The following is a 23158-nucleotide window of genomic DNA, read 5'->3' on the forward strand; positions in this document are numbered from 1 at the left end:
TGGTGAAATCGAGCGGGGCGGTGCGGGAGGGGCCCGGGCGCTGGGAAGTCGAGGTGCCGCGGTCGTGGTGGGCGTGGCTGGGCCCGCAGGGCGGCCTGCTCAACGCGTTGGCCGCGCGGGCAGCGGCTGACCTGGTTGACGGCGCACCGCGTGCGACGCACGCCCAGTTCCTGCGCAGCCCGTCGGAGGCACCGATCTCGTTCGTCGCGACTTTGGAAAGGGCCGGTCGCACCAGCCAGTTCGTCACGGTGCGCGGCATCCAGGATGGCATGCCGGTGCTGCTGGCCTCCTTCGTGTTCGCGCGGAGCATCGACGGGGCCCCGGTCGAGCAGCGCGTCGAAGCGCCCGCGGTACCCAGGCCCGAGGACAGCCTGGAGATCGAGTTCCCGCCCGAGCTGGTTCCGTTCGGGCAGCAGTTCGTCATCCGGTACGGCAGCGGCGGGATTCCGATGTCCGGATCGGCGGAATCGGAGATGGCGTACTGGTTCCGGCTGCAACCGGCGGTGCCCGTCGATGCCCTGGTCGCCATCGTGCTGACCGACGTGATGCCGCCGGGCATCTACCCGCTGCTGACCGAAGCGGCGCCGATCGTCTCCGCGGAACTGTCCGTGCACCTGCACGTCGACCTGGCCACCCGGCCCGTCGACGACGACGTGCTGGTGGTCCAGCGCAACGTCACCAACGGGCAGGGCTGGTGCGTGGACGAAGCGGACCTGTGGGACCGCAACGGGGTCCTGCTCGCGCAATCCCGGCAGCTGCGCCGAGTGCTGACCAACGACAACGGAGGAGAACAGGGTGAGCGAGCCGAGGACGAGAGTTGATCTGGAGGGCGTTCCGGAGACGCTGCTCTGGCCGCTGTACTGCCGCGCGGCGGAGTCCCGACGCCCGGATGCGCTGATCGAGGATCCGAAGTCGGTTTCCATCGCCGAGGCCATCGACTACCCCTTCGAGGAGAACTTCGGCCGCCCGCACATCGCCCTGGCGCTGCGGGCGGTGTGCTTCGACGCGCAGATCAAGAAGTTCCTCGCGACCAATCCGGACGGCACCGTGGTGGCCCTCGGGGACGGGTTGGAAACGCAGTTCTGGCGGGTCGACAACGGCCGGGTCCGCTGGTTGTCGGTGGACCTGGAGGAAACCATGCAGGTGCGCCGGAAGTACCTGCCGGACACCGACCGGCTCCACAACCTCTCCTGTTCGGCGCTCGACGAGGCGTGGATGGACGAGGTCGACCCAGCGGGCGGCCTGTTCATCAGCATCCAGGGCCTGCTGATGTACCTGGGGGAAGACGAAGCGTGGGCCCTGCTCCGCAAGTGCGCGGAGCGCTTCCCGGGAGCGTCGCTGATGTTCGACGCGATGCCGGGCTGGCTGACCCGCCAAACCTCGGGCCGAAGCTGGCTGGACGTCCTGATGATGCGCGGCCGCAAAGGCAAGCGGGACGACAAGTACCGCCTACCACCACTGCGCTGGGGAGCCAGCGTGGACGAACTGCGGAAGCGCCTGTTCGCCATGCACCCGGCGGTCGAAGAAGTCCAGGACGTGGGCTACCCACCCGGACGAGGGCTCACCTTCCGCTACCTGAACCCGTACATGGGAGGCGCGTTCCCAATCCGAAACCTCCGCCCAAACAACACCCTCGTCCACTTCGCCCCGAACCCCACCTGACCTCGCACCGCACCCGACTGGGGTCGTGAGTGCTAAAGGGGGTTTAAGCCCGCTTTCGCACTCACGACCTCTGACCAGGCGGAACGCACTGGCCTCAGCAGCGCGGATCCCGCAGACCCGAGATGAACGCAACCCACTGCCTGCGCCGGAACACCAAGGTCCCGCCATCCCGATCCTTGGTATCCCGAACCCCGACAAACTCGGGCCCCGAACCCACCTCGACGCAGTCCCCTTGAGCACCGCTGTGGGAAGACTTCCGCCAGCCAACGTCGATACAGTTTCCCTGCGGGCCGCTGTGGGAAGACTTCGACCAACCCACCTCGACGCAGTCGCCTTCGGCACCGCTCCAGCTGGACTTCCGCCAGCCACGTAACTCGGCCGTCATCACGCCTCGCTCTCGTATTGCTGCACGTACTCGTTCAGTATCTCGCGCGAGACAGCAGGATCAGAGGCCCGCATTTCGAGCAACTTCACCGCGTCCAGGAACAAGCTCACGTCTTCAGGGGCGTCGATGAATGCCCCAGACCTGCGTGCCTCCAGATAAACCACCGGACGCGACTTGACGAACTCGTACAGCACGAACGCTCCGCTCAATCCCGCGTGAGCGCCGAGTGATCGGGGGAGGACTCGCACTGTCACGTTCTCGGTGTTGCCAACGGAGACGACCTGTTGAAGTTGGTCTGCCATGACGCGTGGGCCGCCAACGGGCCTCGCGAACACCGTCTCGTCGATGAACGTGCACAACTCGACGGGATTCCGCTTGCTCAGAATCCCTTGCCGCATTTGACGAATCGATACTCGGTCCTCAAGTTCGGCATCCCCGACTCCGGATGACTCCATGATCTGCATGCGCTGTTGGCATCTCCTCGCCAACTGGACCTGACACGCGCCACCGCCGCAAAGCCCGACTGCTCCCGCGAAGGAGAAAACCACCATGTTCTGGCTTCAGCTCAGCACTCTGGTGCTCATCAACCTGCTGATTCTCGCTCTCCTGGCCAGTCAGACACCCACCCGCTGGTTCTCCTTGACATCGGCGCAACCGCACCGCAGGACACCGGGGTGAGGGGCACCCTTCACCAAGTTACCGTGTCAAGGGTGCTCCTCACCCAGCCACCGGACGGCACCACCTGCGCACCTGAGTGCGTAACCGGGCTCCAACCCGTCTCCAACCCCGGCTACGCACTCACGACCCCAAGGCGCATGCTCGTGGCCGGAAATGTTCAGCCCGCGTCTTGTGCGCCTAGTTCGCGTTCCAGAGTTGCGATTATTCGGGGCCGCAGTTCCGCTGGTTCGATGATGGCGTCCACCGAACCGACCTCTACCGTGCGCCGGATGTTGTGCACCGCGTCGAATTCGCCTGCCACCTCGGCGAGTTTCTCCGCCCGCACCGCCGCCCGCGTCCGCTGCGCGGTCGGATCCGACTGCACGCGGGCATCGCGGTTCGTGCGCGCGTCGACCTCGCCAGCGAAGACGACCGCGGCGGCAGGCGCGCCACCGAGCACCGAGGCGTAGGAGCCCGACACCGCGAGCACCGTCATGCGGGGGTTGAGCGCTTTGGAGAACACCACGAATGCTCCGCCGTGGTACCGGGAGATGACGCAGAACACGATCGGGCCGCGGAAGTTGACCACCGCGCGGGCGATCTCCGCTCCGTATTCGAGTTGCAGGGTCCGCATCGACTCCGGCGAGCCGTCGAAGCCCGACAGGTTCGCGAGCACCACCAGCGGCCGGTTCCCGCTGGCGGCGTTGATCGCGCGGGCCACCTTCTTCGCCGAGCGCGGGAACAGGGTTCCCGCCGTGTAGGCGCTCGGACCGTCGCTGGGCGGGAATCCCAGGCGCGGCACCGAATGCGATTCGATACCGATCAGGCACACCGGGAATCCGCCGATGTGCGCGTCGGTCACCACCGCGGTCTGCGCGTCCGCCATGTCCGCCCAGCGTTCCAGCATCGGCAGGTCCTGGTCGGTGACCGCACGCAGCACGGTTCGGATGTCGAACGCCTTCTTGCGGTCCGGGTTCTTCGCGGCGGAGAAGATGTCGCCCACCGTCTCGAAGTCGCTGTCGGCCATCGCGTGCGGGTACCGGCGAACGTCCCGATCCACGGCGTCGGCAGTGATGGCCCGGCGGGGGCCCGGTTCGCCCGGCGCGATGTAGCTGTGGTCGTAGTGGCTCATCAGCACGTCCAGCGCCCCGGCCAGGTCGGGGGCCCAGTACTGGGCCTGCCCATTGGGTCCCATGACGCGGTCGTGGCCGCCGATGCCGAAGTTGTCCTCCGCCGAGACACTGCCCGAGAAGTCCAGCGCTTTCTTGCCGGTCAGCAGCATCGCCGAATCCGGTGTCATCACCAGGATTCCCTTGGTGTGCATGAGCATGGTGGCTTCGGCGTTCCAGTACGGCTGCGCGCCGACGTTCACGCCCGCCACCACCACGTTGATCTCACCGCCCTGCTGGGTGAAGTCGACGATCGCCTTGAGCGCGCGGGCGACCCAGTCCATGTTCTCCGTCCCGGAGTCCATCGAGATCTTCGCGCCCGCCGACAACGCGAACCACTCCACCGGAACCCGCATCCGCTCCGCGAGGCGCAGCGCGGCACAAACCTGCGCGCACTCCGGTTCGGCCAACGCCCCGAGCGCTTTGGTCGGATCGCCGAGCAGCACGACTCGAGTCACCCCAGCTGGGTGCTGCGGCGTCGGCGTGCTCGTCACGCCCACGACGACCGCAGCGGTGTTGCGGCCCGCAGGCCGGTTGACCGGCACCAACTCGCCGGAGCTGTCCAGTTCGTGTTCGGTGAACGTGCTGTCCCGAGTGAGCAGGGCGATCAGGTCGACGGGGTGCACGGTCCCGCGACGGCGCGCCCGCAGCACCCTGCGGTGCAGGTCGGAAAGCGGTTCGATCGGTTCGGCAGGAGCCGCTTCGACCTGCACTTCCGCCGAGGTCAGCGGGTGGCGGATTCGAAACTCGCCGTGCGCCGCGCGGAACCGGATCTCCACCACGCCAGCGTGCAGCGCCGGGGCGAAGCGGGCCGCGACCCGAGCCAGTTCCTCGGTGGTCAACGCGATCGGTTGGAGCGCTTCGAGGAAGACCCGGCGCACCTGGATCTCGGGGTTCGCCGCGGCGGCGATGGATTCGGTCGCGGCGGCGAGCGCATCCTCCGCGCCTGGCAGGGCGACGATGTGCCCGGCTTCGTCGCGCAGCGGTGCCAAGTCCCGCACCAGCGAGATCGCCACCACGGAGTCCGCCGCACAGTTGAAAAGGTGGACGTCCGAATCGACCGCTGGCAGCCGAGTCAGCTCGAAGTTCCGCAACCGCCACAGGCCCAACTGCTCCCGGAGATCCGGGTGAACGCCGCGATCCGCGCGCACTTCGGCGATGCCACCCCGTTGCGGGCGGAACGTGAAGTGCTGGGTGGCGCAGCCAGCACGATCGAGCACCGAGACGGTCAGCCGCCGCATCTCGGGCTGGGCGGCTCGGGTCAGCACGCGGTGCAGTTCGGCCGCCATCGCATCGGTGTCCGCCGGTGGTTCGGGCCAGCTCAGGTAGACATCGACCACGGTGTCGACCTCATCGCGCGCCACCTTCGCGATCGCCTCCGCCGCGGCCTCGAAGCGGTCGAAGTCGGCCGCGGTCACCAGTGATCGATCCACCGTGACGAAGGTGCAGCCGTCGACCTCGAAACACCGCATGTCCGCCGGAGCCAGCACCGGGCGACGGCGGCGCAACAGCACTTCGAGGATTGGCCCCAGGTCGATCCCTTTGCGGTTGACGCGGTGTCCGAGCAGGTGTTCCAGCGGTTCCGGGGCGGACATCACGGCCCTGATCCGGTCGTCCCGGTCCGGTGCTTCGGGATGTTCGTCGAGGTACCGCAGATGGGCGCGCACCTGCGCGTAGGTCCGGGCGCGCGTGCGGCGCAGGGCAGGCTGCTGGAGCCGCCAGAACAGGACTCGACGCGCCAGGTCCGCCACTGCGTGTCCAGCGACAGTGACCAGCTCCTCCAGCACTTCTCGCACGGCATCGCGTAGGTCGTCGCTCGGCGGCGGGTCCGCCAGCCACTGCCGCAGAACAGCGGTGACCACCGCGACGCCCGATGCGGAGCGCTGTTGCGCGAGGTAGCTGCGGAAGATGGCCGCTTCGAGCTCCTCGCTGTGCGCGAAACCGGAAATCCCGTAGTAGCCGAGAATCGTCGACAGCTGGTGTTGGAAATCCGGTGCCAGACCAGCCGCTTCGACGTCGAGGCAGCGCAGGTAGGCGTGGAACTGCTCGTGCGGATTCGCCACTCCGCTCGTCGCGGGCTTGCGCCGGGCCAGGTCGGAGAGGACCGCGAACATCCGCAGCAGTTCGATCTCAGCTGGGAGCGGCCGGTGCTCCGCCTCGCGACGTGCGGCGAAGTAGTCGGTGCGAACCCGTTGCTCGTCCAGCGGATCGGCATCGAAGCCCAGCAAGGTGTTGCGCAGGTCCTCGACACCACGCGACACCCGATCCGCACCGCACGGTGCATCCACTTCGGACAGTCCGAGGTCATCGGCCGGTCCGCCCGACTGCTCAACGCCGTCGGCCAGCGGCTCCAACCGCAGCAGCGGGGCGTCCGCCTCGACCTGACCGCCGACCGGCACCAGGCACTCCGTCAACCTCGCCGCGAACGGAGCGCGCAGCACGGTCTCCATCTTCATGCTCTCCAGCACCAGAACCGGCTCGCCCTCATCGACCTCGTCACCCTCGGCGGCCACCGCGGCGACGACGAGCGCCGGGGCGGGTGCGCGGAGCACGCCTCGGTCGTCGTGGCTGATGCGGTGCGTGGTGCCCTCGACCTCCACCAGGTGCTGCGATCCGTGCCGATCGGTCAGGACGTCGAATCCCCGACCGTTGAGCGTGATCCGGCCCTTGACGCTGTCGACGCGTACGAAGTGGACGTCTGCGGCGCGCTCGTCCGCATCGACGGCGACTCGGAACCTGCTCGGCCCGATCCGGGCGACCCGCACCTGGTGCATCGCGCGGTGCAGCTTCAACGGGATGGTCAGGTCGTCGTCCGGTGGCAACTGCGGCTGGCCGCGTCGAGCGCTGGCGAACAGCTGCCGCCGCCGCTCGCGCTCCGCGGCCAAGTAGGTGTCAACCGCCGCGGCGACGAGAGCGACACCTCGATGGTCCGGCGACGGCCGGGGATCGCGGCGGTCTATCCAGCCGATGTCGGCCGTGGCGTCGACGATTTCCGGTGTGCCCAGCAGTTCCAGCAGGAACGCCTTGTTGGTGGTGCCGCCCTCGATGAGCACCGTGGTCTCCGCGACAGCGCGACGGGCCCGGCCGAGCGCTTCGTCCCTGGTGCGGCCGAAGGCCACCAGTTTGGCGACCATCGAGTCGTAGTCGGGCGGGATCACGTCGCCGACGGCGAATCCGGCGTCGACCCGCACGCCGGGGCCGGTGGCGGGGTCGAACCGCTTGATCCGGCCCGGCGCGGGCGCGAAGTCGCGGTCCGGGTCCTCGGCGTTGAGCCGGACCTCGATGGCGTGGCCGACCTCGGCGGGCACCGGGCCGGTGAGCCTGCCCCCGGCGGCCACCCGCAACTGCGCCTTCACCAGGTCCATTCCGGTAGTTGCCTCGGTGACCGGGTGTTCCACTTGCAGCCGGGTGTTGACCTCTAGGAACGAGAAGCGCTTTTCCCGCGGGTCGTAGAGGAATTCGACGGTCGCCGCGCCCCGGTAGTCGACAGCCAGCGCCAGGCGCCGCGCCACCGCCTTGAGCTCGTCGACCTGCTCGGCGCTCAGCAGCGGGGAAGTGGATTCCTCGATGATCTTCTGGTTGCGCCGCTGCACCGAGCAGTCCCGCACGCCCAGCGCCCACGCCTCGCCCTGCCCGTCGCCGATCACCTGCACCTCGACGTGCCTGGTCGCCGGGAGCAGCCGCTCCAGGAACACCGCGTCGCTGCCGAACGCCTGGCCAGCCTCCCGCCGGGCCCGGTCGTAGGCGTCGACCAGCTCCGCCGCACCGGTGATGACCCGGATGCCGCGTCCGCCACCCCCGGCAGCGGCCTTGAGCATCAGCGGATATCCGATTTCCCCGGCCGCGCACCGCGCGGCGTCCAGGTCGGCGACCGCGCCCCGGCTCCACGGTGCCACCGGCACACCCGCGATCTCGGCGAGCAGCTTGGCCTCGATCTTGTCGCCGAGCTTGCGCATCACCTCGGCACTCGGGCCGACGAAGGTCACCCCGAGCCGGTCGCAGAGCTCGGCGAACGCCGGATCCTCCGCCACGAATCCCCAGCCGGGCCACGCGGCATCGGCACCGGTGGCGACCAGGGCGTGTGCCAGTCGGTCCAGATCCAGATACGGGCGCGCTGCGGCCGGGCCGATGCAGTGCGCGCTGTCTGCTTCCCGGGCGAACGCCGCGCCGCGCTCCTCGTCCGTGCACAACGCGATGCTGCTGATGTTCTCGCCCTCGGCGTTCAGCTCGCGGATCGCGTGGATCATCCGCATCGCGGGCTCGCCGCGGTTGACGATGGCGACTCTGTGGAACAAGGTGCTCCTCCTAGCCGGACCGGAATGCGCCTGGCACTCAGGCGGCGCGCGTCAGCAACCGAAACCGATCACCGGTAGCGAACCGGGAGCCGGAACGGGCCGCGGAAGGTCGGCATGATCGACCGGTCGACCGCGTCCGGGGCCGCCAGCGACGGCTGCGGGACGCGCTCGACGAACGCCTGCACGGCGAGGTCGTGGACGACCTTGCCCAGTCGCGCGCCGAGGCAGAAGTGGATGCCGCGGCCGAACGCGATGTGCGGGATCTCGCCCCGCTCCGGGTCGATGCGGTCGGGATCGGGGTACTGGTCGGGGTCGCGATGCGCGGCGCCGATCCAGACGAAGAGCTCCGCACCGGGCGCCAGTTCGTGCCCGCCGAGTTCGAAGGGTTCGACGACCCGGCGCTTGGTGAGCTGGACCGATGAGTCGAAGCGCATCAGTTCCGCCGACATGTTCGACACCATCGCCGGATCGGCGCGCACCTGCTCGTACAGGTCGGGCTCGCGCAGCAGGTGCAGCACCGAGTTCCCGATCTGGTGGGCGGTGCTGATCTGCCCGGCGGTCAACAGGAAGGCCAGGTTGCCCAGCAACTCCTCCTCGGAGGCCCAGTGGCCGCCGGTGTAGGAGTCGGCGAGCGCTTGGAGCAGGTCGTCGCGCCGGTCGCCGCGGCGTTGGGAGACCAGGCCGCGGAAGAACTCGACGAACTCGTGCACGCCGCCGAGCAGTTTCGCCTGGTGCTGGCGACTGGCCGGGCCATCGTCGATGAGCAGCCCGAGGCAGAGCATCCAGTGCAGGTAGTCCTGGTTCTCGCCGCCCGGAACGCCGAGCATGCCCCCGATGCTCAGCGCCGGTAGCGGGTACCCGAAGGTGGCCATCAGGTCGAACTCACCGCCGCCGTCGGCGAGCGCGCCGTCCAGCAGCCGGTGCGCGGCCTTGGTGACCTGCTCCTGCATGTCGTCGACCGGTCGCGGCATGAAGGGGGCCTTTAGCTCGCGGCGGATCCGGTTGTGCTTCGGCGGATCGGAGGTGACGATCTGCTGGTGGAGGGCCTGCATCGCAGTGGTCTGCGATGCGTCGGCGTCGGCGGGCAACCGCTCGGCGAGCCACTGCGGTCGCGCGGCTGACAGCTGGGGATCCATCAGCGCGGTCACCGCGGCCTCGTACCCGGTGACCATCCAGCCGCCGTCGTCGCCCATTCGCTCGTCCCAGTAGACCGGGTCGGCCTCCCTGATCCTGCGGTACAGGGGATAGGGATCGGCGATGGATTCTTCGGCGTAGATCTGCTCCATGCTGAGCTGGGCCATGCCTACTCCTCGGGATCGGATTCGTCTGGTCGTTCGGCCATCCGCACGACTAGCGCGATCTGCTGGGTGCTGGTTTCCACCACGCACCAGGTCTGCCCGGACGGTTCGCCGATGGCGAGGTCGGCTCGCTCCGGGGCGCGGCCGATCGAGATCCGCGCGACGCGCAGCTGGTCAGTCGGTGCTCCGGAAAGCGCTATGCGCAGGATGTTTTCCAGCGCGGAAATCGGCAGCAGGGAAGCGGGTGCGGGCTCCGCAGCCCACAGATCGGCTGCCGCGCACGGCGTCAGGGAGGCGCTGCGGGTACCGCCAGGATGTTTCCGCCACCTGGCCAAGGGCACGACCACGCCGCGCCAGCGCACAGTGGACGATTCGACCTCGATCGGTTCACCAGCGGAGTCGGGTATCGGCGCAGCGGTGTCGTCCGGTTCTCGGTAGCGTCCGGTCATCGTGGCGATCTGCGCTCCGGCACCGGCGTGGAAGACGATTTGGACCAATTCGTCGGATTCGACGGAAGTGGTTCTGCTCAACCGGATTTCGCCGTTCGACAGCCGCAAGCCGTCGAGGTCCACCACGACGTCGAGGAGTTCGCGAACCGGGGTCGGGGCGAGCCATTCCGCCGATCGGAGCGCGTTGTCCAGCAGCAGCGAGATCGGTAGCGCCAGGTCGCCGTCCACCAGGACGTCTCCGGCCGCCGGGGTGTCGTCGGCCCGGAAGCGGACCTCGGCGACCAGGCGCTTGCCCGGCTGCCATTCGGTCGGGTCGCCGCGGTGGAAGACCCGCGGGTGCACCTCCGCGAAGCCCGGTAGCGCGCGCTCGGTGGGGAACTGCCCGGCCTGGGCCACGCTGATCCCGGTGGCGACCGGCCCGAGGAAAGCGACCTCGCCGTCGTGCGGCGCGGCGAGTTCGGCGCACCACCGCGCGAGTCCGTCGGCCGGGTCCATCGCGGGCATGTACTTCACCGCAGCGTCCACATTGGATGAAACGCTCAATGACCGCCACAGCGGCCAGCACAGGGTCTGCACGTCGAGCCCGCTGCTGCGGCGGGCCCAAAGTCCCAGGCGGGCCAGGACTTCGTTGCCCGCCGCGTAGTCGAGCTCGCCGACCATCCCGCCCAGCCGACCGGTGAGCGAGCCCGCGTTGCAGAAGAACTTCAGCCGGTGGTCCCGCACCGCGTTGAAGACGCGCAGGAATCCGGTGACCTTGATCGAGATCCCGGCGAGGAAGTCCCGATCCGACTTGGCGGGCAGCCGCGCGGGCCGGTCCACCCCGGCGAAGTACACCACCCCGGTGAGGTCCGGGATCCCGGCTATCAGATCCGCGACCGCGTCCGGGTCGGTGAGGTCGCAGTGCACGAAACTGAGCGGCAGCCCTTCGCTAGCCGACAGATTCGCCCGCAAGGTGCGCATTCGCCGCAGCTTGTCGATCCGGCTGCGGGTGTCGCGAACAGTGCCCTCGGCGGCGGCCCGGCGCATCAGATCTCGCCGGAAGTCGTCGAATTCCGCGTCGTCGAGGCAGGCCCACTCCTCGGTACCGACCGGAGGCCGGCTCCGCCCGGTGACCACGACGCGGCAGCCGCGTCGGGCGAGGGTGGTCGCGAGTTCGAAACCGATGCCGCTCCAACCTCCGCAGACGAGCACGACATCGGCGTCATCGAGCGGCGCCGACGGCGCCACGAGAGGTTGGGCGCGTGGCGTCAGCGCGTGCCGGACCCCGTCGAGGTAGCCGATCTCCGCTGGGCCCTTCGCGTACAGCTCGGTGGCCACGATGTCGGGCAGTTCGGCGAGGTCGGGGCTACCGACGTCGACTACCCGCGCGTTGACGTTCGGGATCTCGCGGTGCAACGTCTTGGCCAGACCAGCCCAAATACCGCCCAGCGGCTGGTGGATCGGCCCGACCCCGTAGCCCGAACGCCCGTCGAGGTAGGTGACCGCCAGGTACGCCAGTCGACGGGCGTCGGTCTCCGCGCTCCAGTCCGCGTAGCAGGTCCGCAGGACCGAAAGAGTGCGTCGCAGCGCGCTGTCTGCGGCTTCTGGAGCATCCGGGTCGAACGGTTCGGTGAAGGTGAGATCCACCACGGCGTCCGGAATCCCGGAATCACCGGGCTGCCACGGGAATGCGCCGCGCTCTGCCAGCATCGAAGTGACCGTCTGGGCCGGATCGCCGAGCACCGCCACCCGGCGCCCGGCCACTTCGGGCGCAGGCCCACCCGGTGCGGGCGTGTTGGCCCACACGAACCGCTGCACCGGCGCCGTGATCATTGCCGGTCGACCCGCTTGATCCGCATCTGCACGCCGGTCTTCGGGCGCAACGACACCAGACCGGTCGGCACCACCTGGTGGCCGGAGGCGAGGTCCAGCTGGTACCGCTGCGTGATCATGGCGACGGTCAGCTGCATTTCCAGCAGGGCCAGGTGGTGGCCGATGCAGTGCCGCGCGCCGCCGCCGAAGGGCAGGTACCGGTAGCGCGTGGTGTGCCGGTTCGCAGGGCAGAACCGCTCCGGGTCGAACGCCTCCGGCGACTCCCACACGTCCGCGTTGTGGTGTGCGGCGTGCGGTGAGATGAGCACCGTGCTGCCCGCAGGGATGTGGTAGCCGCCGATCTCGTCGTCCTCGACCGCATCGCGCGGGTAGACCCAGATCGGCGGGTACAGCCGCAGCGACTCGTCCACCACCTGCCGCAGGTAGGTCAGCTTCGGCAGGTCCTCGACAGTCGGTGTCCGCCCGGCAAGCACTTCGTCGAGTTCGGTCGCCAGCTTCCGCCGCACGTCGACGTGCTGGGCCAACGTGTACAGCGTCCACGCCAGGGCACAGCCGGTGGTTTCGTGCCCGGCCATGAAGTGCGTCTTCAGCTCGGCCCGGATCGCGCGGTCGTCCCAGGGGCGTCCGGTTTCCGGGTGCTTCGCCGCCAGCAGCGCGGTGACCAGGTTGTCGTCATCGCTGGTGCGTTGCCGGGCGATGACGTCGTCCATCACACCGTTGAGAACTGCCTGGTACTTCTTGAGATCGCGTTGGTAGCGCGTGGGAACCCAGCGCGGCAGCAGCTGCTCCACCTTGCCGGTGATGATCATCGCCTTGAGCGCGAAGCGCACGGCGGGGAGCAGTTCCTCGGCGCGGTCCCGGAGGTCGACGCCGAACAGCGTCCGGCTGAGCACGCCCATGGACAACCACATGACGTCGTCGACGACGTCGACCACTTCGCCGCGTCGCGCCGGTTCGGCCCAGCGGTCCAGCAGGTCGTTCGCGCATTCGGTGATGATCGGTGCGGCGGAGTCCAGCCGGGTGCGTTGGAAGTAGGGCTGGGCGACCTGCCTGCGTGCCTTCCACTCGGCCCCGTCGGTGGTCAGCATCCCGTGGCCCATGAAGAGGTTGAAGCCCCGGTAGAAGCGTCCCCGCCGGTAGTTGCCGGGGTTGTCCTGCAGCACGTGCTTGATGAGTTCCGGGTCGGTCACCTGGTGCACCAGGTACGGCCCGAGCTGGACCCGGGCGATGCCGCCGAACCTGCGCTGCAGGTCGCTGATCAGCCCGAGCGAGTTGCTCTTGAACTTGCTAAGCACGCCGATCAGGTGGCCGCCGTCGGGTCCCGGCGCGTTGCGGTCAGCCATTCGATCCTCCCGCAGTGTGGAAGTTCCCGGTGGCGATGTCGATGTGCCCGAGCACCTTCGCCCGGATGTCCTTGATCTGGGCCAGCGTCCGGCCGTCCGGACGAGCGGCGACGAACCGGTTGCCCTGGCGCGTGCCGAAGGTGACCTCCGGTGGTGACGCGTAGAGCTCGACGGGTCCCGATTCGGCCAGTGCGCGGTCGTTGGCCCGCTGGTAGAGGTCGATGCGGCGGATCGCGGTCGGCACCGCGACCGGCATGAGGCGGCCGTCGACCAGGTGCAGCACGCCCATCCGGGCCATGCCGTCGAGCAGCAGGTTCGGCATGGTGAACGCCGACCAGACCAGATCGGCGTCGGCCAGGTCCGGGGTGAACCGGGCGCGTTTGCCCAGCGGGTGCAGCCGGGTGTCGCTGGTGCACGCGAACGGTCCCGTCAACGCCACCGGTGAGCCGGGCAGGTGGTACGGATCGGGGACGGCGCGTTCGGCGGCGTCCGGCCGCCACGGCTGCCAGCGCATCGACGCGAACTGCGGGGCGAGCAGCACCCGGCAGCTGAAGTGCGGCTTGTCGCGGGCGGCCAGGATGCCCTGCGACACGATGTCCGAGGTGATCCGCACCTCGACGGTCACCAGGTCGTCGGTGCTGTCCAGCACCGTGGCGCGGATCCGCTTCGGTTGGGTCGGCATGTCGTCGCGCACCTGGATGAAGCGGTCGAACCGCACGTCCTGGTAGCCGACCACCTCGCGGTCCGGCCGCAGCCGCAGGGCGGCCTCGGCGGCGAGTTCGACGACGAACAGGCCCGGCAGGGTGGGATGGCCGCGCACCAGGTGCCCGCGCAGGTAGCCGTCGGTGACCAGGTCCATCGGGCACTCGCAAAGCAGCGAATCGTCCTCCTCGGACACTGCGCGCCGCAAGTAGAAGTCGTCCGGTGCGGTGCGGGGCACCCGTGCCCCAGTTACTCGGTCACGGGTGCCCCTCACCTCGTCCGAATCGAAGAAGTCGGGGTAGAAGTGGGTGACTGTCGAGCGTTCGGCTTCGCCGAGGTGCACGGTGTGCGGGTCGCGGACCGGTGCGTGCAGTTCGCGGAGGAAATGGTGGACGCCTTCGGACACCGACATGTTCGAGTACGTCGCGGAGCGCTCGTAGTACTTGCTGATCAGGCCACCGGCGCCCATGCCGGTGCCGCCCCACAGCGTCCAGCCGATGGTCAGCTCGTCGGCTCCCGCGACCCGAGCGGAGAATTCCCCGGCAGCGGCGAGGAAATCGTTGGCCGACGCGTAGTCCGTCTCGCCGACCTGGCCGAAGAAGCCGAGCAGCGAACCGAAGTTGCACCACGTCCCGACCTGCCGTCCGGCCAACGCCCGCTTGAGGTTGCGGTGCGCCAGCAGCTTCACATCGCGAACCCGGCGAAACTCCGCGAAGTCCTTGCGCTCCAACCGGGTGGAGCTGCTCCGCCCGGCCGCGTTGATCAGCAGGTCGATCTTCGACTCCGCCGCGATGATGTCGTCCACCAAGCGTTGGACGGCGTGCGGATCGGTGACGTCGCAAGCGCGGTAGTGCACCGCGCCGCTGCTCCGGCTCATCTCGGCGATGTTCTGCCTGGCCTGGCGGGCTTCGACCATCCGGTCGTACTCGCGGTTGAGCTGCGCGACCGGGGTCCCAGGGCGTTGCACCATCTGCTCGCGCAGCCAACCCTTGCGTCGGCTGGCGAATTCGTCGTCGCTGGCGGCGAAAACCTCAGCGGGATAGCTGTCCAGCGGGTTGCTGCCGACCAGGTGGAGCCGCACGCGGAACTGCTCGGCGAGCACTTTGAGCAGCTCGGCCGTTATCCCGCGAGCACCGCCGATCGCCACGACCACCGATTCCGGGCCGAATCGGGCGGGCACCGGCTCGGGCAGTTCCGCCGGACATTCGCTGAGCCGGTAGACCTGTCGTTCGCCCCGGTCGTAGAAGACGACCGGAAGGGCGCGGCGCACCCGGCTTTCCCGCTCCACGACGCGCAGTCCCGCTGCCGCATCCCTTTCGTCAGTGGCCAGCACGAACCGCACCGCGTCGGGAGATTCGAGGTGCGCGGCCTTCATCAGACCGGAGAACAGGCCGTGGTAAGGGTGTGGCACCCCTTCCGGCAAGGCACCCAGCAGCAGCGTGATCACCGAAGCGTCCAGAGCCCGCTGCATGACCAGGAACATCATGTCGTGCAACGCGTCGACCTGGGCGGAGCCTTCGGAAAGACAGGTCTCCGGCGGTACCGAGGAGGTCAGGTCGACGACGCCCCGCACCGCATTGGAACGGTGTCCGGCGAGCGCGGAATCCACCGCGTCCGGCGTGACTTCCGGAAGGTGGTGCCAGCCCGGACGAGGAGCCATTTCGGGCGCGCAGCAGAGCACCCGAGCGCCCTCGGGCAGCGCCCCCAACGCGTCGATCAGCTCCGGCCGATCGGTGAGCAGCACGACGCCGCGCGGCAGGAACGGCGTGCCAGGCAGCGACGGTTCCCGAGCCTCCGGCCGCAGCTCCGCGACATGGCGTCTGACCTGGCACTGCTGGTCCGTCGACGCCGGGACGGTCACATCCAGGCGGGTAGCGGGGGTGTCCGATTCGCCCTGGCACACCACGGTGGCCGCTCCGCTGCCAGTGAGCAGATGCTTCAGCACCGCCAGGCCACCCGCGCCGCCGAGGTAGCGGGCGTTCTCCTGCGCCGGTACGCCGCACTCGATCTCCTCGCGGGACGTCGTGTCCGACGGGGCGATGTCGTCCAGCCAGCCGAGGACTTGCAGTCCGGTGGCTTCCGCGATGTCCTCTCCGGCCAGGGCGAACAGGAACGCCCCCTCCGCCAAGTCCGGGCCCGGCACCAGGTCGCCGATCATCGGGCGGAACTCGGCGAGACCGTTGCCGTTGATGCCGCCCACCAGGGCCACGTCGATCTCACCGGCCCGCAGGTACCCGGCGGCGACCTCGAAAGCGGCCAACGTGGAGGCCAGCCCCGCGTCGAGCGTCAGGTTCGGGCCGTGCAGGTCGAAGTAGTTCGCCACCCGCGCCGAGATGATGTTCGGCATGATGCCGGAGAACGAGTCTTCATTGGACGGTGGCACCAGCTGGTGCGCGTGCTCCCGCAGGCCGTGCAGCAGCTTGGGCAGCAGATCCGATTCGGCGAGCACCGGGTTGCCGGTCAACGCCTTCCCGATGTCGTCCAGGTAGCACCGGTTCGCGTAGAGCATCCCGTTGCGGGTGGGGCCGAGGTGCCCGACGAACACCCCGGTCCGCTCGGCGTGCTGCTGCCACGCATCGCCGAGCTGTTCGCGCAGCTGGTGGCCGCATTCCAGGGCCATCAGCTGGCAGCGGTCCACGGTCCGGACGGTCGGCGGTGGCAGCCGGACCCGGGAGAAGGGCGGTGCCGGGTACTGCTCGCCGAAGCTGTTGCTGGGGCCGGGTTCCCGGCCCCGGAGCCAGGCGGCGATGGCCGCGCGGTCGGCGAGTCCGGGCAGGTGCGCGGACCAGCCGACGATGGCGATGCGCCGCCTGGGGTGGCCGTCGTCGGTGGTCGGCGCGATCGACTCCCGTGGCGGCTCGGCAATGATGAGGTGTGCGTTCGTGCCGCCGAAACCGAACCCGGTGACCGCGACCTTGCGCTGCCGGTCCTCCCGCGCCGGTAGCGGGTGCGCCTGCGTCGGGATGTGCAGCGCGGAACCCGCTGCGGCGAACTCCGAGGTGAGCGCGTTGAAGCGGAACTGCGGCGGGACGACCTCGTGCCGCATGCCGAGTATCGCCTCGATCAGCGACACCACTCCGGCCGCCCAACCGGTGTGCCCGATCAGGGATTTGTTCGAGGTGACCGGCACGCTGCCCGCGCCTTGCCCGTAGCGGTCATGCAGGGTGTTGAGCTCGGCGAGATCACCGGCTGGTGTCCCGGTCGCGTGCGCGATGATCCAGTCGGGCGGCTCCGCGGCACAGGCCCTGGCGATGGCACGAGCCTGCCCTTCCGGGTTCGGCGCGTAGATCGCTTTGCCCCGGCCATCGGACGAGGTGCCGGTGCTGCGCAGCACGGCGAGGACTTGGTCGCCGTCCGCACGTGCCCGGCTCAACCGCTTGAGCACCACCACAGCGGCGCCGTCGGCGAAGATCACGCCATCCGCGTCCTTGTCGAGGGAACGCACTTCGCCACGCTTCGACAGGCCCCGCAGCTTGGAGAACAGCACGGTGCCGCGCGGTCCGAGGGCGAAAGCGCCGCCGCACACAGCGACATCGGTACTTCCGGAGAGCAATGCCTTGGCCCCGATATCCACGGCGTAGAGCGAGGACGAACAGGCCGTGTCGACCATCTGCACGGAAGTCGTGGCTGGCAGCACGCCGTCGATCGCCAGCCTGCCCACCCGATGCGGCAGGAACCGGCCAGTCTCCGGGGCGTCGCCGCGCCGGTAGCGGTCCGCGAGGGTGCGCCGGACCTCGTCGCGCAGCGCTTCGGGCGATTCCGGATCGAGCTCGGCGAGCAGGGCATCCGACCGTTGCACCGCAGCGCTGAACACTCCGGCCTCTTCCAGGTGCTGGTTGCCGTCCGGGGTGTAACCGAAGATGCAGCGGAACCGATCGGTCGACTGCGTGCTCACCTCGCGCATGGCCTGCACCACGCTGTGCCGCAGCCACCTGGTGGTGAACTCCTGATCGCCGGAGTGCTCATCGGTGGACCGGAAATCGGTGATGAACACGCATCGGTCCTGGTATGCCTTGTCTTCGGCGTGCTCGTCCGACGAGTGGAACGAGTCGCGGTCCCAGCGGTCGGCGGGTACCGGCACGAACAGCTCGGCCCCGGTTTGACGCAGCTGCCAGAACTCCGCCGGACTGTTCGCCCCGGCCACTGCCATGCCCATCCCGACGACAGCCACTTCGTCCACTTCGGACTCGTCGCCGTCCGTCGCCGCGACCGGTGCGGGTTCGCTCGGCGGTGCCGAGAGCAGCGGAACCCCCAGCGAGAGCCCGCCGTCGGCGACGACCGCCTGACCGGTGATCCACCGCGAATCGTCACCGGCCAAGAAAGCCACCAGATCGGCGAGCTCCGCCGGAGTGCCGAGGCGGTTGAACGGAGTGGCGGCGCGAACTGCCTGCTGCATCTGCTCCGCCTGCGGAAATGCGTCGGCGACGTCGCTGACGAGCATCGCCGCCGACGCCGTGTTCACCCGAATCCCGTCAGGTGCGAACCGCGCTGCCAGGTAGCGCGTGAGTGCTTCGACCGCGGCTTTCGCCGGTGCGCAAGCGAGGTAGTTGGCCATCACGAACTGCGATGCGCCCAACGTGGAGACGTTGACGATGGCCCCGCCGCCCTGCCGTCGCATCAGCTCGGCCGCGTGCTCGGAACAGCGCAGCGCACCTTTGACGTTGGTGTCCCAGCCCTTGTCCAGCTGCGCGTCGGTGACCTCGTCGTCGGCCACCAGTGCGCCGTTGGCGGCGTTGTTGACCAGGATGTCCAGCCGCCCGTACCGCTGGTCGATTTCGGCGAACATCCCGGCCACCTGATCAGGCCGGGCGACCGACGCCCGGATCAGGTCGATCCCGGACAGCTCCGCGCGGGTCTGCTTCGCCTGCTCGTGCGAGTGGAAGTAGTTCACGATCACGTGCGCACCGCGCGCGGCGAGGGCCGCTGCGATCGCCTTGCCGACGCCCCGCGCACCGCCGGTCACCAACGCGAGTTTCCCCCTGAGCTCGTTGCGCTCAGGCATGCGCGGACTCCGCGCGGGAGAGCAGGCGCACGGTGTAGTCGACGACCTTGCCCATCCGGTCGTAGTCGGCCAACCGGAAACCGTCGGTCGGCGTCGGCAGGCCGAAGGTCTCGGAGACGCGGGTGAGGAGTTCGACCTGCTTCACCGAGTCGATGCCCAGCTCCGCTTCCAGTTCGACGTCGTCGGCGAACACCTCTTCCGGATATTCGAGGGCATCGGAGTACATCTTGCGAAGCCGGTCGGCGACCTCCGCCGGATCGACAGCATGGCCCGCTTCCGCGGCTGCCTCCGGACCGGTGCGCGAGCCGTGGTAGATCTCGAATTCCCGCCGGATCAGCTCGATGATCTGCGTTCCCCGGTCTGCCCAGAACGCGTCGAACCCCGTCCGATTCCCGTTCGCCGCTTGTGGAACCGGCAGTAGCCCGGCCTCGCGCAACGCGCCCAACGCGGCATGAATCCCAGTCGGATCACTGGGTAACCCGGCAATCGCGGTCGGCGCGGAACCGTTGAGGTGCTGCCGCACGAATTTGCTCAAGGCACCCACCGCGCCGCATTCGACGTAGTGCCGAACACCCTGGTCCGCCAGTTGGCGGATGGTCGTCGCGAAATTGACCGGGAGCGTGAAATGGCTCGCCAGCGCGGCCGCGATGTCCTCGTCGTCGGTGTATTTCCGGTTCAGGATCGGCGAGTGGACCGGGGTTCGCAGCGCTTGCCGGGGGATGTCGCGGATCGCCGCGCTGAAGCGTTCGACGGTCGGGCGCAGCAGCGGGCTGTGGAACGGGGCGGGGGATTCGAGCCGGGCGAAGGAAACACCGACCGCATCGGCCACCGAGCGCAGCTTCGCCATCGACTCGTTCGGCCCGGACACCACGGTTTGGCGGTCGTGGTTCGCCGCCGCGATCACCAGGTCGTCGTCGGCGACGGCGGCCAGCAGCGACTGGGCCCGGTCCGGGTCGGTGGCCAGCGCGGCCATGCAACCGTCCCGCAGTTCGGCCTCGTTGACGACGCGCACCCGGTGCCAGATCAACCGCGCGCCGTCGGCCACCGTGTACGCGTCGGCGCACACCAGCGCGGCGATCTCGCCCAGGCTGTGGCCTACCAGCAGGTCGGGGCGCAGGCCGTTGTCGCGGAGGACTCGGTGCACCGCGACGTCCGTGCCGTAGATGGCCAGTTGGGAAACCCACGGTTCGTCGGCGAGCAGTTCGGCGAGCCGCGGCGGGTTTTCGGCGAGCACGACGTCCGAAAGGCGGCGCCCGGTTTCAGCGCGGGTCACCTCGTCGATTTCGTGGAAAACGTCCCGAATATCCGAGTGGTTCGCCGCGGCGGCGGACAGCGCTTGGCCGTCGAAAGCGCCTTGTCCGGGAAACAGCGCCACGACATCAGCGGATCGGTCCACAGCAGTTCCTCCTCTTCTACGCCGGACGATCGCGTTGTTCGGATGTTCGTCTCGGCCGGGCCGGTCGGACTACCCGGCAGCCGGGCGTGGGCGGTCGGCCGCCGGTGTGCAGAAAAGGGTGCAGGTTTGCCGGGAACTTCGTTGCTCGATCGCGCCGGGCTGCGGTGTTCGGCTGCGAGCGGAGCTCCGTCGGCACCGCGTCGTCGGGGAAACGCACCGGTGCCAACCGTTTTCCAACTCAGTTTGGCATGCCGCTGCGGACGCGGAAATATCAAGGAAGATGCACCCCGCGTACATATTTCGACCCGGGCGGTTGCACCGGTGTGGGGGAAATGCGTTTCCTGGCAACGCTTTTCGCGGCACTGACCGGAGATAATACCGGCCGGTAACGCGTACCCGGCCCCGCGATCGGGTGGCCAAAGCCGCACGACATGACCGAAATGCACGTGCCGACCGGTGGAAATGCCCTGCGGTCCGCGGAAATGCGGTCCGGGCAGCAGATTTGCCGAGCGCAGCTGGCTCGTCAGCAGCAGGCCCCTTGACAGTCGCGGGGGCGAGGGCGGAGGGTGTCACATCGAACCGAGCGCAAAACGATTTGCGCACTTTGTTGGAGGTGGCCGATGGCGGCGAAGGTGTCCCGGACCCGCGTGCGGCTCACCGACGTCGCCGAGCTCGCCCAGGTCAGCGCGGCCACCGTCTCGCAGGTGCTCAACGGCAAGCGGCCGGTTTCCGAGGCCACCCGCAACCGGGTGCTCGACGCGGTGGAACGGCTGGGCTACCGACCGAACCAGGTGGCGCGCAGCCTGCGCACCCGGCGCACCAACATCGCCGCGTTGGCCATCCCGGACATCACCAACCCCTTCTACCCGGTGCTCGCCCGCGGCATGCAGGACGCGCTAGGCGCGGCGGGAATCCACGTGGTGGTGAGCAACACCGATGGCGACCGGGTCACCCAGACCACGCACCTCGGCGACCTCGTCGCACGGGGCATCGACGGCATCGTCTACAGCGGTTTCCACTACACCGAACGAGATCTGGCCCCGGTGCTGGAAGCGGGGGTGCCGCTGGTGCGGCTGCGCGGGCGAGTCGACCCGCGGCTGGGCGACTTGGTGCGCAGCGACGACCGAAAGGGGGCTGCTGACGCCACGGCCCACCTGCTGAGGCGCGGCTACCAGCGGATCGGTCTGCTCGACGCCTCCCTGGCGGTGAGCGAGGACGAGCGCGCCGCCGGGTACCGCGACGCGTTCGCGGCGCGTGGGATCGAACCCGACCCGGATCTGGTCGCAGCGGGCGACTACAGCCGGGAAGGCGGGCGCGCGGCCATGCGCGCCCTGCTGCCCCGGCGTCCCTCGGCCGTCGTCTGCGCCAACGACCTGATGGCCATCGGTGCCCTCGACGTGGCACGGGAGGCAGGGCTGCGGGTGCCAGATGATCTCGCCGTCGTCGGGTTCGACGACATCGACGCCGCCGAGCTCGTGAGCCCCGCGCTGACCACCGTGCGCAACCCCGCCTACGAACTCGGCGCCACCAGCGGTCGACGCCTGCTCGAACGCATCGAGGGCGACACCTCCGAACCAACCGAGACGGTCGTGTCGGCCGACCTCATCGTCCGCGACTCGACCTGACCGCGAAGACCGACCAGAAGGGTGGCCATGCCGCACGATCCGTTGTCCCCCAACGACTTGCTCGCCGACGAGCTGGCCCAACGCCGGGAATCCGGCTACGACATCGATTCCGTCCTGGCCGCGCTCGACGGCACCGATCCCGCGGAACTGCCAGCGGCGCGAGCGACCGAACTGCTCGACGAGTTGGAGCACACCGCCCGGCGCGCGGACTGGGTCTACGAGGAGCCGGACGCACTCGACGAAATCGTTGCTGCGATCGGCACCCAGGCCCCACCGCCGGTGTCCGTCGAGCGCTACGCGGAGCGCGTGCACGGCGCCTGGCAGGGCCGTGCCGCGGGCTGCAATCTGGGCAAGCCGGTGGAGAACGGCTTCAGCTTCACCGCCGCGAGCCTGCGCCGGTACCTGGAACTGGCCGGTGACTACCCGATCCGCGACTACATCCCGCTGCTGAACCCGTTGCCCGCCGAGTTCGTGCTGCATCCGAGCCACCCGATGACCACCAGGGGCAACATCGACGGCTCGGCCCGCGACGACGACCTGGACTACACCGTGCTCGGCCTGCACCTGCTGGAGACCTACGGGCCGGACTACACGACCGACGACGTGGCCAGGGAATGGTTGCAGCGCTTGCCCTTCCTGCTCACCTACACCGCCGAGCGCGCCGTTTACCGCAACCTGACCGCGGGAATCGAGCCCGAACGCGCTGCCACCGTGCGCAACCCGTACCGCGAGTGGATAGGCGCGCAGATCCGCGCCGACATCCACGGCTACCGGCACGCCGGGGATCCGATGGGCGCCGCGAAGTCGGTGTTCCCCGATGCCGCGCTGTCCCACGTCGGCAACGGAATCTACGGCGCGATGTGGTCGGCGGCGCTGGTGGCGGCGGCTTTCACCGCCGACGACGTACGTCGGGCCGTGGAGATCTCCGCCCGATGCGTCCCGCCGCAGTCTCGGCTGGCGGAGGCATTGCGCACCGTGCTCGACCTGCACGCCGGGGGAGCGAGCTGGGAACAGGCGCAGCAGCAGGTCGAACGGGAGTACGGCCACTACAGCTGGGTGCACACCATCAACAACGCCGTCGTGGTGGCGATGGGCGTGCTGTGGGGAGCCGGTGACTTCACATCGACCATCGGCCTGACCGTGCAGGGCGCCTGGGACACCGACTCCAACGGAGCCACTGCGGGCTCGGTCGCCGGTGCTTTCCTCGGCAGGGACGGGATTCCGGAGCACTGGCTGGCCCCGCTGGACGATCGGCTGCGCTCCGCGGTCTCCGGGTTCGACGGGTCCCGGATCAGCGCACTGGCCGAACGCACCATCCGCCTCACCGAGTCCGGATCGGCGTAAGCCGAGTTCGCGAAGGAGC

13 protein-coding genes are annotated in these 23158 nt (G+C 69.1%); 5 read left to right on the plus strand and 8 right to left on the minus strand.

Annotated features, from left to right (window positions below):
• Positions 1-2: 2 nt before the first annotated feature.
• Together MOQ72_RS01735 and MOQ72_RS01740 are read left to right on the plus strand one after the other, a co-directional pair.
• Positions 3-821: an acyl-CoA thioesterase gene (locus tag MOQ72_RS01735; protein ID WP_242179999.1), complete on the plus strand. Its 819-nt coding sequence runs from the start codon at positions 3-5 to the stop codon at positions 819-821.
• Positions 796-1662 (plus strand): class I SAM-dependent methyltransferase, encoded by an 867-nt coding sequence (locus MOQ72_RS01740; RefSeq protein ID WP_242180001.1) that lies wholly within the window; start codon positions 796-798, stop codon positions 1660-1662. The genes MOQ72_RS01735 and MOQ72_RS01740 overlap by 26 nt, the downstream gene beginning before the upstream one ends.
• Before the next feature lie 94 nt (positions 1663-1756).
• Here the strand turns inward: MOQ72_RS01740 and MOQ72_RS01745 are convergent, their stop codons facing one another.
• Both MOQ72_RS01745 and MOQ72_RS01750 read right to left on the minus strand, forming a co-directional pair.
• Complete coding sequence (locus MOQ72_RS01745; RefSeq protein WP_242180368.1) at positions 1757-2047, minus strand: DUF397 domain-containing protein; 291 nt, start codon at positions 2045-2047, stop codon at positions 1757-1759.
• Complete coding sequence (locus MOQ72_RS01750) at positions 2047-2511, minus strand: DUF5753 domain-containing protein (protein ID WP_242180002.1); 465 nt, start codon at positions 2509-2511, stop codon at positions 2047-2049. Before MOQ72_RS01750 ends, MOQ72_RS01745 begins: the two co-directional genes overlap by 1 nt.
• Positions 2512-2596: 85 nt before the next feature.
• Here MOQ72_RS01750 and MOQ72_RS44270 point away from each other — a divergent pair, with 85 nt between their 5' ends.
• Entirely contained in the window at positions 2597-2725 is a 129-nt protein-coding gene (locus MOQ72_RS44270) for a hypothetical protein (RefSeq protein ID WP_277953407.1), read from the plus strand.
• 157 nt (positions 2726-2882) lie between these two features.
• Here the strand turns inward: MOQ72_RS44270 and MOQ72_RS01755 are convergent, their stop codons facing one another.
• The 6 genes from MOQ72_RS01755 to MOQ72_RS01780 form a co-directional block, all read right to left on the minus strand.
• Positions 2883-8168 carry an ATP-binding protein gene (locus MOQ72_RS01755; protein ID WP_242180004.1) on the minus strand — a complete coding sequence of 1762 codons (5286 nt, stop codon included), beginning with the start codon at positions 8166-8168 and terminating at the stop codon, positions 2883-2885.
• 68 nt (positions 8169-8236) lie between these two features.
• Positions 8237-9469, minus strand: a complete 1233-nt coding sequence (locus tag MOQ72_RS01760; RefSeq protein WP_242180005.1) for a cytochrome P450 — start codon at positions 9467-9469, stop codon at positions 8237-8239.
• A 2-nt stretch (positions 9470-9471) separates the two neighbouring features.
• On the minus strand, positions 9472-11727 hold the full coding sequence (locus tag MOQ72_RS01765) for an SDR family NAD(P)-dependent oxidoreductase (RefSeq protein ID WP_242180008.1): 2256 nt from the start codon (positions 11725-11727) through the stop codon (positions 9472-9474).
• Positions 11724-13070, minus strand: a complete 1347-nt coding sequence (locus MOQ72_RS01770) for a cytochrome P450 (RefSeq protein ID WP_242180009.1) — start codon at positions 13068-13070, stop codon at positions 11724-11726. The genes MOQ72_RS01765 and MOQ72_RS01770 overlap by 4 nt, the downstream gene beginning before the upstream one ends.
• Entirely contained in the window at positions 13063-18774 is a 5712-nt protein-coding gene (locus MOQ72_RS01775) for an SDR family oxidoreductase (protein WP_242180011.1), read from the minus strand. The genes MOQ72_RS01770 and MOQ72_RS01775 overlap by 8 nt, the downstream gene beginning before the upstream one ends.
• Positions 18767-20170, minus strand: coding sequence for an acyltransferase domain-containing protein (locus tag MOQ72_RS01780; protein WP_242180012.1), 1404 nt, complete (start codon positions 20168-20170; stop codon positions 18767-18769). Before MOQ72_RS01780 ends, MOQ72_RS01775 begins: the two co-directional genes overlap by 8 nt.
• Positions 20171-20790: 620 nt before the next feature.
• Between MOQ72_RS01780 and MOQ72_RS01785 the strand changes: the two genes are divergently transcribed.
• Positions 20791-21795 carry a LacI family DNA-binding transcriptional regulator gene (locus tag MOQ72_RS01785; RefSeq protein ID WP_242180015.1) on the plus strand — a complete coding sequence of 335 codons (1005 nt, stop codon included), beginning with the start codon at positions 20791-20793 and terminating at the stop codon, positions 21793-21795.
• Between the two features lie 27 nt (positions 21796-21822).
• Positions 21823-23139 (plus strand): ADP-ribosylglycohydrolase family protein, encoded by a 1317-nt coding sequence (locus MOQ72_RS01790; protein WP_242180017.1) that lies wholly within the window; start codon positions 21823-21825, stop codon positions 23137-23139.
• Positions 23140-23158: the final 19 nt, after the last annotated feature.

Source organism: Saccharopolyspora soli, from assembly GCF_022678645.1.
Classification (GTDB): Bacteria; Actinomycetota; Actinomycetes; order Mycobacteriales; family Pseudonocardiaceae; genus Saccharopolyspora; species Saccharopolyspora soli.